The 11,793-nt window shown below is 53.7% G+C and carries 10 protein-coding genes; 8 read left to right on the top strand and 2 right to left on the bottom strand.

Annotated features, from left to right (window positions below):
- Nucleotides 1–6: 6 nt before the first annotated feature.
- Complete coding sequence (locus tag RWM61_RS01305) at nucleotides 7–1,482, bottom strand: sugar ABC transporter substrate-binding protein (protein WP_313996531.1); 1,476 nt, start codon at nucleotides 1,480–1,482, stop codon at nucleotides 7–9.
- Nucleotides 1,483–1,720: 238 nt separating this feature from the next.
- Complete coding sequence (locus tag RWM61_RS01300; RefSeq protein ID WP_313996529.1) at nucleotides 1,721–3,142, bottom strand: helix-turn-helix domain-containing protein; 1,422 nt, start codon at nucleotides 3,140–3,142, stop codon at nucleotides 1,721–1,723.
- 86 nt (nucleotides 3,143–3,228) lie between these two features.
- Here RWM61_RS01300 and RWM61_RS01295 point away from each other — a divergent pair, with 86 nt between their 5' ends.
- The 8 genes from RWM61_RS01295 (at nucleotide 3,229) to RWM61_RS01260 (ending at nucleotide 11,643) form a co-directional block, all read left to right on the top strand.
- Nucleotides 3,229–5,049: a histidine kinase gene (locus RWM61_RS01295; protein ID WP_313996527.1), complete on the top strand. Its 1,821-nt coding sequence runs from the start codon at nucleotides 3,229–3,231 to the stop codon at nucleotides 5,047–5,049.
- A gap of 132 nt (nucleotides 5,050–5,181) precedes the next feature.
- Nucleotides 5,182–6,774, top strand: coding sequence for an alkaline phosphatase family protein (locus RWM61_RS01290; RefSeq protein WP_313996525.1), 1,593 nt, complete (start codon nucleotides 5,182–5,184; stop codon nucleotides 6,772–6,774).
- A 15-nt stretch (nucleotides 6,775–6,789) separates the two neighbouring features.
- Complete coding sequence (locus tag RWM61_RS01285) at nucleotides 6,790–8,541, top strand: DUF6044 family protein (RefSeq protein ID WP_313996523.1); 1,752 nt, start codon at nucleotides 6,790–6,792, stop codon at nucleotides 8,539–8,541.
- The gene (locus RWM61_RS01280; protein WP_313996521.1) at nucleotides 8,501–9,523 is read left to right on the top strand and encodes a glycosyltransferase family 2 protein; all 1,023 of its coding nucleotides are present in this window, start codon (nucleotides 8,501–8,503) and stop codon (nucleotides 9,521–9,523) included. Before RWM61_RS01285 ends, RWM61_RS01280 begins: the two co-directional genes overlap by 41 nt.
- Nucleotides 9,520–9,960, top strand: a complete 441-nt coding sequence (locus RWM61_RS01275; RefSeq protein WP_313996519.1) for a GtrA family protein — start codon at nucleotides 9,520–9,522, stop codon at nucleotides 9,958–9,960. Before RWM61_RS01280 ends, RWM61_RS01275 begins: the two co-directional genes overlap by 4 nt.
- A 100-nt stretch (nucleotides 9,961–10,060) precedes the next feature.
- Nucleotides 10,061–10,375, top strand: coding sequence for a hypothetical protein (locus RWM61_RS01270; protein WP_313996517.1), 315 nt, complete (start codon nucleotides 10,061–10,063; stop codon nucleotides 10,373–10,375).
- Nucleotides 10,376–10,490: 115 nt separating this feature from the next.
- Nucleotides 10,491–10,670, top strand: a complete 180-nt coding sequence (locus tag RWM61_RS01265) for a small acid-soluble spore protein H (protein WP_313996515.1) — start codon at nucleotides 10,491–10,493, stop codon at nucleotides 10,668–10,670.
- Nucleotides 10,671–10,815: 145 nt separating this feature from the next.
- Entirely contained in the window at nucleotides 10,816–11,643 is an 828-nt protein-coding gene (locus RWM61_RS01260; RefSeq protein WP_313996513.1) for a protein-glutamine gamma-glutamyltransferase, read from the top strand.
- Nucleotides 11,644–11,793 lie beyond the last annotated feature (150 nt).

Raw genomic sequence — 11,793 nt, 5'->3', positions numbered from 1 at the left:
GTGATGTTACTTGTAGTAGCCGGCCTGCTCCATAATGGTCTCGACCTGCTTGGCGGCGCCGTCCAGCGCTTCCTTGGCCCCTTTGCGGCCGGTGAGATAATCGTTCATGCCGACCTGCACAGCTTCGGATACTTGACCGTAGTTCGTAATTCTCGGACGGCCGACGCCGACTTTCAGCGATTCGCCGAGCACCTGATAGAACTCCCTGACCGTTTCGTCTTCAATCGCTTCGGCAGCCTTGTAGCTTGAAAGCCGGGTCACTTTCTGCTTGAAGGGCAGGTAGCCCTCCTGCGTCGCCGGGCTGGTCAGCCATTCCGCCAGCTCGTATGCGGCCTGTTTGTTGTTGGAATATTTGCTGACCGACAGCTCCCACGATCCGAAGTGCGGGCCGCGGACGATATTGCCGCCGTCTTCACGGCCGGGGAACATGAAGTATCCCTCCTTGCCGTTCACCTTCGGATCAAGCTGCATATCGTGATAGTTCATGCCCATAGCGACTTGGCCGGAGCCGAAGACGGTTGCGACTTCGTCCCACGTATAGGTCGTCGTTCCCGGAGGCGTAACTTTGTACTCGTTGATCCAGCTGCCGTACAGCTCCAGCGCTTGCACGCCCTGCTCGTTATTGAACACCGGCTTCATGTTCGCGTCGAAGATCGATCCGCCGAAATCGCTCAGGAACGATTTGAAATCGACGAAGCCGGCTTCATGCTTTTTCGCCATCAGCGTCGTGCCGTACATATCGATCTTGCCGTCGTTATCGGTATCGCGGGTGAAAAACTTGGCGACGTCCAAATACTCATCCAGCGTATTCGGCACCGCAAGATCGCGGCCGAATTGCTCCTTGAACGCCGCCTGGTTGGCCGGGTCCTCGAACAGATCCTTGCGGTAGCTGACCGTCAGCACGTTCGACTGGATCGGAAGCCCGATGACCTCGAAGCCAGCGCCCGTGACGGCGTCCAGCGAGATCGTGTCCATCGCCGGCGGCTGCTCGTTCGGCGCGTCCAGCTTGAACACCGACGTGTCGAGGAACACTTTGGCGATGTAATCATCAAGCGCCAGCAAATCGGGTTTGGCCGTGCTGCTCATGTAGGATGAAAGCGGCTCCAGATGCTGGATCAGCTGCGGCACCCAAGGCGTGTCGATGGCCATCAGGTCGTAGTAGTCGCTTTTTTGCGCCAGCTCGGAAAAAACTTTTTCCTGCAGGTTGTTGTAAGGAAACGTATCCACGGACACCTTGATGCCCGATTCGGACTCGTATTTCTTGACCGCGTCCAGAATCGCTTCGGAGCCGGCCTCGGCCGTCGCGTAGAGGATTTTCAGCTCTTTCGGCTTCTCGTTCCCGCCCGCCTTGCCGGCGCCACCGGTATCGGCGGTATTCGCGGCGTCCGGGGAATTCGCGTTCCCGTTACGGTTCGAGCATGCCGTCGTAATGCCGATGATCAAAGCCAAACAGAGGATCAAACATCCTTTTAGCACTCGCATTGATTCATCCCCCAGCGTCTCTTAGTGTCGGCGCCGTATGTGCAAGCGCCTGTAACGTGAGTATAAAAGTTAATCTGAACGGAAAACAGCGGAATAATTTAACCGAGGGGGGAGAAATTTTTAACGCATCCTGACGATTAACCATAAGCGCAATGGATTGTATTTACTTGAAAAAAAACCGTCTACGCTCCTATGGATCATAACGGTTTTACAGGACTATCCCGCCGAGCGGCCGGCCTTAATCCGCCTCGTCGCCGGCGGGGGCGATCCCGTTTCTTCTGCGGTATTCGGACGGCGTCATGCCGAATTCCTTTTTGAACAGCGAGCGGAAATACCGGTAATCGACGTACCCGACCTCCTCGGCAATGTCGTTGATTTTCTTCTCCGACTTGAGCAGCAGCGATTGCGCCAGCCGAAGCCGGTTACGCACCAGGTACCGGACAAAGTTCATGCCCGTCTGCTGCTTGAAAATCCGGCTTAACGTCACGGAATGCACGCCCACCGCCTCCGCCACCAGCTCCAGGCTCAGGTTCGGATCGGTGGACGTATCGACCATATGCAGCGCTTGCCGGAACCAGCCCGTATTCGCCTGGCTTTCACTTTCAGGCTGCATCAAGGCCCTTACGCCGTCAAGCACAAACTTGCGGATTTTGCCGCTCAATTCGTCCCAGGTCCGGTGCTTGCCCACCCATTGCGACCAGTAGTGGATTTTCTCCTCCTCGAGCACGATCACTTCCCCGCCGCCCGCCAGCCCTTCATCCAGCGAGGCCATCAGGTTCACGCATTCCTTTCTCAACATGGACAGATCGAGGCTGTACAAGCAATCCAGCCAACTATTCAACGACTGCTCCAGATTCGGGAAGCTGCCCGTTCTGGCGGAGGACAACATTTTGTGGCGCAGCTGCGCGGCCTGCCGGACGGCCTTCCGCCGGGTTTCCGAATTCCCCCTGCCTTCCGGGGGCCTCCCGAAAAAGCGCTCGCTCTCCCATTTGTCCATCCCCTCCAGCACCGCCGGAACAAAGTGCTCCATAAGCTGGAAAAAGGGACCCCGGTGCTCCGGCCGCCGCGCAACCACCGCCCCTTCATAATCCTGATTGACCGAAAACGTAAACACGGTATCCTTCGGCGCCTGCCCAAGCTGTTCCGACAGCTCCCCAAAGCGGCCGAACAGAACCGTTTTTTCCCGCCTTTCGTCGAACCACAGACTTGTGTTAAAATAACGCAGCGAATCGATGAACACATATTGGGCCGACAGCTTGCCCAAATGAATGTCCATTTCCTTCCGGAACGCCTTGTCCGTCTCCGCCTTTACCTTGTCCACGACCGCCCGCAGCTCCTCCCGGTCGGCGGGCTTCAGCAAATAGTCGATCGCGCCGATATGGAGCGACTTACGCGCATACTCAAAGTCGTCATAACCGGACAGGATCGCCGCCTGGATGGAAGGCTTGGTTTGCTTCATCGACCGCAAAATATCGAGGCCGTCCATTTCCGGCATCCGTATATCCAGAAAGACGAGGTCGGGGTTGACCATGGCGATCTGCTGCAGCGCCTTGCGGCCGAATTCCACATCGTAGATTTCGTCCAGCGGATACAGCGCCCGCAGCTTGTGGATAATACTTTCCCTTACTTCCTTCTCATCGTCGGCGACACAGATTTTCATCGTTCGTCAGCTCCTTGCAAGGATTCCGTAACCGGACGTTGAATACATTGCTTCAAGCAGCCTGCCCATTCGAGGAGGATCCCAACATGAAGCCGTTCCTGCTTTCTCTGAAACGAATAATGGTGTATCTGTCCCTCAAGCATAAATTGTTCGTCATTCTGGTAGCGATTTCAATTGTGCCTACCGCAATCGTAAGCTACAGCTCTCAGTATTTCATGTTCCGTTCGGGCACCGAATATTCGTCCTCGATCTCCTCCCAGTACGTGCAGTCGGTATCCCAGGACCTGACCGCCTATTTGCAGGAGGTGAGCGATTCGTTCGATTCGCTGTTCACGAATTCCGCCTTCCAACGGTTTATGGAGACTCCGGCGGATGATCTCGTTGCGCAAGCGGGCTATACGATCGATTATCAGCCGATCCAGCGGCAGTCGCTGCAGGAGCGCAACGAAATTCTCGGCGTCCTGTATATGGACGGGCTCGGCAAAAAGTATTTCGATTCTTACCAGAAGCGGTTCGATTTCAGTTACCCGATTCAGGATGACCCTCTATACGGCAATATTGCCCGGCTTGAAAACACGACGCTGAGCGCGCCCCATCCCCTTAATTATGCGCTTGATACGAAAGAAACGGTGTTCTCCTTCATACGTCCGGTCTACAATCTGCGGACCGGCACCATCGACGCCTGGTTCTCGATTGAAATCAGCGAGGATAAAATCAAAAGTCTGCTGAGCAGACCGGACTACGAGCAAGAGGGACATCTCCTACTATATCACGATTCAAGCGGCGCGGCAGTCTCCAATGTGAAAATGGAGGATTCCCTGCTGCGGGATTTCAGGAATTCGTTAAACACAGGCCTGCGCGATCAACAAGAATTCATGTTTACTTCAAACGCGATCAGATACGAGGTTACCTATTCCGATTTGCCTTACGGCGATTGGAAGCTCGTATGGATCGCGCCGCTCAGCAGCATGACCGAAGGCGCGGCGCAGTCCACCAACCTGACGCTGCTTATCGCGATCGCAAGCTTCTCCATTTCCCTGATCGTAGCCTATCCTGTCATGAACATCGTCCTCCGCCCGCTCTCCAAGCTGAAGCAGGGGATGGCGCGATTGGGTCGGGGGGCGTATCACCCGATCAGCGAGCCGTCCAGCAACGATGAGATCGGATTTCTGATCCACGGCTATAATCAAATGCTGAACGAGCTGCAGCAAATGGAGCAGGAGGTCGTAGCGTCCAAGCTCAAGGAGAAGGAGCGGGAGCTGCTGCAGCTTCAGGCGCAGATCAACCCGCATTTTCTGTTCAACACGCTTGAAACGATCGAATCCTATGCCGGCAAAAATAACGGGGAAGCGGTCGGGGAGATGGTGCAGTCGGTATCGCGCATGATGCGCTACAGCGTGAGAAACGACGGCGGCTGGGCGCCGCTGAAGGAAGAGCTGGCCTACATCCGGAATTTCCTGACGATTCATTATTTCCGGAACGGTACGGATGTCAACGCCATATTCGAGGTCGATCCTGCGGTGCTGGACATCCCGATCATGAAGCTCAGCATCCAGCCGTTTGTGGAGAACGCGATCAAATACGCATGGAGTCCCCATATGGCTCCGGAAGCCTTCACATTGACCGTCCGCGCCGAGCGAAAGGAGGATACTCTGCTGATCGAGGTTCACGACACAGGTACGTCCGTGCCAGAGGATGTCATGGACAAGCTGAACCTGCTCATCAAATCCAAAACCGGGCAAGTCGATCCCTTCTTCCGGAAGCATACAGGGATCATGAACGTATACCGGCGCTTTCTGCTCGCTTATGGCGACCGGGTTGCATTCCAAATCAGAACGCAAGCCGGGCAAGGGACATGGATCAGAATGGAACTGCCGATCGAAAAAACCGAAGGCGGTGTCGCATAGCGTGCTATGCGCGCCGTCTTTTTCTTTCAGGAACCATGTTTTCCCACCCTTCACTTGGTATAGCCTGGCGCCTAAAGAAGAAAAATGTACCTGGCTGCATCGCAGAAAGAAGATACGGGCAGGTGACGCAGATTGCGTAAGAAACGAAGTCTCCTTTTATCGGTCGTCATGTTGGTTGTTCTGCTCTCGGCATGCGGCAAACGGGAAGCGGCACCGCAGGAACAGGATCTTCTCCGCATCAAAACCGATAACGCGCATGATCCGAAAAAAGTGATCGTGCTTATGGCCGACTCTTTACTGCCCCAGGCGATCGATACCGGAATCAGGCTACGGAAACTCTCCGCTCTCCGGTTCCTTATTGAACAAGGGCAATACTACAAGGATGTGGTCAGCTCCTTCCCTACCATGTCAGTGACTATCGACAGCTCCTTGCTGACCGGAACTTATCCGAATGCCCACCGCGTCCCGGGACTGATCTGGTACGATGTCAAGGAAAAGCGAATCGTAAATTATGGAACCGGACCGATGGAGATCGTAAGGCAGGGTATCAATCCGATGCTTGAGGATGCTTTGATCCGTCTCAACCGGGATCACTTGAATCCGCAAACTCCGACCATTTACGAAGATTTGGCCCGGAAAGGGTTGAAGTCCGGTTCAATCAACGGTTTGGTTTACAGGGGAACCTCCGGTCATCGGTTGACGATTCCGGCCTGGATCCATGTTCCGACCGAATTGCCGGGAACGATCAAAGTGAAGGGCCCTGACTTTTTGGCCTTCGGCTCGCTCTCCAACCCGCTCAAAGGCAAAAAAAACTTGCCCGAGGAGCTCGATGATCGGCTCGGGTTCGGCAATGCTTATTCGTTCGCAACGGCGAACTATTTAATTAAAAACGATAAACTGCCGAATTTTCTGTTCGTTTATTTGCCCGACCTGGATCAGAAGCTGCATAAAAACGGCCCTTCCGAAATGGAGGGCGTGATCCGATTGGATAAACAATTGCAATCTTTCCTGGAGGCGTTCGGCTCACCGCGGAAGGCGCTGAAAGAGGCCGTGATTATGATCGTCGGGGACAGCGGCGTGACCCAAATCCGTCCTGCCGGTGAAGATCCGGTGATTGACCTGCCCGAAGCTTTAAACAAGTTCAATGTGTTACGGCCCGGATCGCCCGTAACGGAGAACACGGATATCGTCCTTGCGGTTAATGAAACGATGGCTTACGTCTATACGCTTAAACCTGCGGCTTCCTTACAGGATATAGCGGGCGTGCTCCAAACCGATCCGCGAATCGATCTGCTCGCTTGGAAAGAGCGGGGCGGTTGGATTCATGTCGTGCAAGGCGGAACATCCGAACAGTTCCGTTACCGGGCTGACGGAAAAATGACGGACCTTTACGAACAATCGTGGCAATTGGACGCGAACCCGCAGGTACTGGATTTACAAATCAATGAACAGAAACGTACGATTGCCTATGGCCGATATCCCGATGTGCTGCAGCGATTGTCCGGAGCGCTGCATTCACATGAAGGCGAATATATGGTGGTTACCGCCAAGCCGGGCTATGAACTGGCGGATAGAAGCTCCCCTACCCATAAAGGGGGCGGCGGACACGGTTCCCTCACCAAAACGGAGTCCCTTATTCCGTTGATCCTGGCAGGAACCGACCGCAAACCGGAGCAATTGCGGGTAGTAGATCTCAAAGCATTTTTACTTGATCTGATGAAATGAGGCGAGTTTCGGATCATGCGTCAATCGAGACAGCCGACGGCCGAACCCATTGCGATTGCATTCGCCTTCCTCTTAATGGCCGTCTACGTATCGCCCTTGTTTATTCTCGGTGAAGACGCGCATATCCGGGTACATGACAATCTGGATTCGAATATCGCCTGGTACAAGGTGCTGGTGGGCAGCGGACAATGGTTCGGCGGTGTCCGTTCCACCATTCCGCAGGTGATCAACGGCTTGCCGCGAAATGCATTCGGTACCGAATTCAGCGGCATCGTCCTGCTTCATGCGCTCTTTCCGTCCATGCAGGCATATGCGTTAAGCCAAACCGTTACGCGGATCGTTGCGTTTATCGGGATGTACCTGCTTCTCCGCACGCACTTCGTTAAGGAAGCCGATGCTTGGCCGATCCGTGTATTCGGATCGCTCGCCTTCGCTTTGACGCCGTTCTGGCCTTCGGGAATGCTCAGTACGCTCGGACACCCGCTGGCCTTATGGGCTTTTCTGAACATTCGCGCCCGCCGGTCTTCCTGGCGGGAGTGGCTGACGCTCGGCCTTCTGCCGCTCTATTCGAGTTTGGTTCTCGGCTTTTTTTTCTTCCTGGCTGCCGTCGGCGCGCTTTGGCTTCGCGACCTGCTCGTGAAACGGGAATTCAATGCGCCCTTTCTCGGAAGCATTGCCTTCATGACGGCCGTTTTCCTTCTGATCGATTACAGGCTGCTGCTGTCTCTCGTTCTGGCCGAAGAGCCGACGAGCCGCAATGAGTTTTTCAACTCCTACTTCAACTTCAGGCAAAGCGTCCGGCATACGTTCCTCCATTTCGCCCTCGGTCACAACCATGTGGAAACGGTCCATACGAAAGTGATCTTGCCGGTGACCATCCTCGTATCCGTGTTATGCGCGGCGCGGCGGCAATGGGACCGTACGGCACGGATGTTTGCCCTGCTGCTCGGCGTTAACTTTGCCCTTTCCGCCTGGTACGCGTTCTGGTTCAACAAGGCATGGAAGCCGCTGAAGGAACAAATCAGCCTGCTCACCACCTTCAATTTTGCGCGTTTTCACTTTCTTCGCCCGCTGGTCATCTATTTGGGGTTCGCTTTGGCCTGTTTGATCCTGTGGCGATGGGGGCGCATGGGCAGGTCGCTCGTCATCATCGCTCTGGGCCTCCAGCTTCACGTATTGTTCCAATCGAACGATGAGCACGTGCAGCGCAAGCTTAATTCGCCGAGCTTCCGGCAATTTTATGCGGTAGACCAATTCGCCGGCATACGCGAAGCGATCGGGCTGCCGCAGCGCAACTACCGGGTGGCGAGCATCGGGCTGCATCCGGCCGTGGCGCAATATAACGGATTTTACACCCTGGACACCTACAACAACTTTTATCCGCTGACATACAAACACCGTTTTCGTCAAATAATAGCAAAGGAATTGGCGAAAAACGCCGGCCTCCGCAAGTATTTCGATTATTGGGGAGGACGCTGCTACGTTTTTGTCGACGAGCTCGGCATGAAATTCGATTACCGCAAAGACAGCAAGAAGCAAATTCGTCATTTGCAGCTGGATATGAACACTTTCAAAGAGATGGGTGGGCGCTTCATCTTCTCTGCCGTACCGATTCTCAACAGCGCGGACAATCAATTGAGATTGTTCGGGATCTTCGATCACCGGCAGTCCGCATGGCGCATCTACGTATATGAAGTGAATCATGTGCACAGGAGGCAAGGATACCATGAATCGGCCGCTTCTTACCATTGTCGTTCCTTGTTATAACGAAGAAGAAGTGCTGCCGGAAACATGCCGGCAGCTACGGGGAGTATTGCATGATTTGGTTGGAGAACAGCTGGCGGCGCCCGCGAGCAAACTGCTGTTTGTCGATGACGGCAGCAAGGACGGCACATGGTCCATGATCACGGCGGAACATGCCAATCATCCGGAGGTGACGGGGTTAAAGCTGGCTCGCAATGTCGGACACCAGAAGGCGCTGCTTGCCGGTTTGGAGGCCGCATGCGCGCACTCCGACTGCGTCGTATCGATCGACGCCGATTTGCAGGACGACATCCGAAGCATCAGGGACTTTATTCTCAAGTTTCATGAAGGCTTCGATGTCGTTTACGGCGTTCGGGCCTGCCGACAGTCGGACACCTGGTTTAAACGAACGTCGGCGCTCGCTTTTTACGGGCTCATGACGCGAATCGGGATTCAATTGATTCCCAATCATGCGGATTTCCGCTTAATGTCCAAACGCGCGGTACGGGAGCTTTGCCGTTACGGCGAAACGAACGTTTTTCTCCGCGGCATCGTGCCGTTAGTCGGTTTTTCGGCGACTCAGGTGTTTTACGATCGGAAAGAGCGTTTGGCCGGAAGATCAAAATACGGGATCAGGAAAATGCTGTCTTTTGCTTTTGACGGCATCGCCTCGTTCAGCGTGGCGCCCATCCGTTTCGTCACCTCCCTTGGCCTTGCATTGCTTGCCATGAGTATCGTGGCAGGGGGCTATGCCCTCTTTCAGAAATGGGCCGGAGAAACGAACGCAGGCTGGACATCTCTCATCGTCTCCGTTTGGTTTCTGGGCGCGCTTCAACTGCTGGGGATCGGCATTATAGGGGAATACATGGGCAAAATCTTTGTCGAAGTCAAACGCAGACCGAAATATGCGGTAGAAATCGATTTATATTCACCGGCTTCCGAATCGGCCGCACGGAATCGCCGTCACTATTCGCTCACCAAAAGGCACTCAGTTCTGATCAAATGAAACCGGAACGCGAGTGGCTTCGGCATTCGTTCGTGCGTTTTGCATTGGCCGGTGCAATCAATACGCTGATCGGTACGACGATAATCGTTGCCTTCCGTTACGGGGCGGGCTGGACATACGGAATGTCGACGTTCTTCGGCAACGCCGCCGGCGCTTCGGTAAGCTTTCTCCTCAATAAAGCCTATACGTTCCGAAGCGGTGTGCCGCCTTCCACGGCGGCAGTGCGTTTTATTGCGGTGGTGCTGATTTGCTACTTCCTGGCGTACAACTTGGGATTACGGGCTGCCGTGATATTGTTGAACGCCATCGGGATGTCCGATCTGCCGGTTGAAGACCATGCGATACTGTTTGGAATCTGCCTTTACACGCTGCTCAATTACTGGGGACAGAAGTTATTCGTTTTTAGAGACCGCACACCGGTCGGCAACCAGGCCTAACGCGATTTGCAAGAAAATGACCTCGCCCTTGCCGTATAAAATATCGCGCTTTGCCCCACCTTAACCGAGTACGAAAAAATTCACCCGGGAGGGAAACGCCATGAATAACCAACAAAATGCGCAAAGCACGCAGCAGAACGCCCAACAGCTTCAGCAGCAAGCGCAGCAAACCGCGCAGCAGGCACAGCAGTCTACGCAGCAGGCGGCCCAGCAGGGCGCTCAGGCTTTCCAACAGGCGCAGCAAGCCGAGCAATCGTCGGTTGCGGCCCAGCAATTGTCGCAGCAAGCGCAACAGGCTGAGAACGCCAGCGCCCAGCAGCTGCAGCAAGCGCGGCAAGCCGCCGCTCAATCCGGGCAAGCGAGCAATCGCGCCCAGTCCCAAGCTTCCGCTTATCAGGAACAAAGCCTGCAATAAGCGCGCAGTACGAGAACCCGCCGGCCGCCGGCGGGTTCTCCTCAATCGATCGACTGTTATGGACACAGCCGGTTTTAAGGAAACATACGCGATTAAACTGGAGGTATTGGTTGAAATGAACGCATATCGAGCTCAAGAAGTTGCCGCTTCGCCAATCATGGCTAATGTGACTTATGATGGGGCGCCGATCTATATTCAGCACGTGGACGAACAAAACGAGACGGCAAGGATCTATCCTCTCGCCGATCCTGACAATGAGCTTACTGTTCCGCTGAAAAGTTTAGTTGAACATTAACTGCCTTGTTGACCAAAAAGGGCACAAAAGCAACAATCATGAATGGGCAGCCATTCATGATTGTTGCTTTTTTATGGGCACATGACGTACCATCTCTCATACAATGCCGTATAACGTCGATTTTATGCGGAGAGCAGGGATAACAATGATCTTAATAACCGGTACTGAAATACCGGTCGACATTTCTTCATGGACTCAACTGGCGAAAGGCATTTATGAACAAAAAAAGAGCAGTCCGGTTTATTACAACTACTTTTCCACCCATCATTTGCAGTTTGAAATGACCTTGAGAACAAAAATAGTTGAGGCGTCCATGGCGTTAAATCAAAGCGGGGCACGGTTTTCTACTTTTAAAAATGCCCGTTGCAACGAACGGTTTTGGAATTTGACGGAATCGGGGGGCTTTCGCCTAAAGGATGGTGTGACACCGGCATCAGGAATACGGGATATTTTTGTGAACGGGAGTTTGTACAGCTTTGAGTGTGCGACCGCTATGGTCATTGTATTGTACAAAGGGGTGTTGGACTCAATCGAAGAGACCCGGTACAATAAGCTTTTCGCAAACCTGCTGTTGTTTGATTGGCACTATGACCGCGATCTCCGCCTCATTCAAGAACAGGGAAGCGACAGATCCTATCCCGGCGATATCTTATATTTTAATAATCCCGATGTTTCGCCTGAAACACCCCATTGGCAAGGAGAAAATGCCGTCAAGCTCGGGAATGATATATATTATGGCCATGGTATCGGTATCGCATCGGCACGGGGAATCATTCGTACATTGAATCGATTTCGGCGTGCGGGAGTCGCCAGATCCGCGTATTTAACGGACGAAATAGTGTACCCGGATTTCTTGTTTTTATCCCGGTTTGCGTATGGAGCGCATCGTATGGACGAACTCGAGCTGCAGCGCTTCAAGTCGCCTACACGGTATATTCATGTTCAAATCGGCGGGCAAAGATTCATTCGGTGAAAGACCTAAACCTTCCAGGCATATTTCAGCTAAAAAGGGCAGTTGAACTTGCCGCGTTCAACTGCCCTTCATATCGGATCGCCGATATTACTTTTACGTCGGATCAAAGCATACGTTTGGATAAATTGGAGATCTTAATTTGAGTGTTTT

Source organism: uncultured Paenibacillus sp. (assembly GCF_963515335.1).
Taxonomy (GTDB): Bacteria; Bacillota; Bacilli; order Paenibacillales; family Paenibacillaceae; genus Paenibacillus_I.
The sequence above is the reverse complement of the archived record's forward strand: the minus strand, read 5'-3'. Positions and strand labels throughout refer to the sequence as shown.

Excerpts from the sequence above, each read along its gene's own strand:
- RWM61_RS01285 (WP_313996523.1), top strand. The coding sequence starts at position 6,790 with ATGCGTCAATCGAGACAGCCGACGGCCGAACCCATTGCGATTGCATTC.
- RWM61_RS01270 (WP_313996517.1), top strand. The coding sequence starts at position 10,061 with ATGAATAACCAACAAAATGCGCAAAGCACGCAGCAGAACGCCCAACAG.
- RWM61_RS01300 (WP_313996529.1), bottom strand. The coding sequence starts at position 3,142 with ATGAAAATCTGTGTCGCCGACGATGAGAAGGAAGTAAGGGAAAGTATT.
- RWM61_RS01280 (WP_313996521.1), top strand. The coding sequence starts at position 8,501 with ATGAATCGGCCGCTTCTTACCATTGTCGTTCCTTGTTATAACGAAGAA.
- RWM61_RS01295 (WP_313996527.1), top strand. The coding sequence starts at position 3,229 with ATGAAGCCGTTCCTGCTTTCTCTGAAACGAATAATGGTGTATCTGTCC.
- RWM61_RS01275 (WP_313996519.1), top strand. The coding sequence starts at position 9,520 with ATGAAACCGGAACGCGAGTGGCTTCGGCATTCGTTCGTGCGTTTTGCA.
- RWM61_RS01260 (WP_313996513.1), top strand. The coding sequence starts at position 10,816 with ATGATCTTAATAACCGGTACTGAAATACCGGTCGACATTTCTTCATGG.
- RWM61_RS01265 (WP_313996515.1), top strand. The coding sequence starts at position 10,491 with ATGAACGCATATCGAGCTCAAGAAGTTGCCGCTTCGCCAATCATGGCT.
- RWM61_RS01305 (WP_313996531.1), bottom strand. The coding sequence starts at position 1,482 with ATGCGAGTGCTAAAAGGATGTTTGATCCTCTGTTTGGCTTTGATCATC.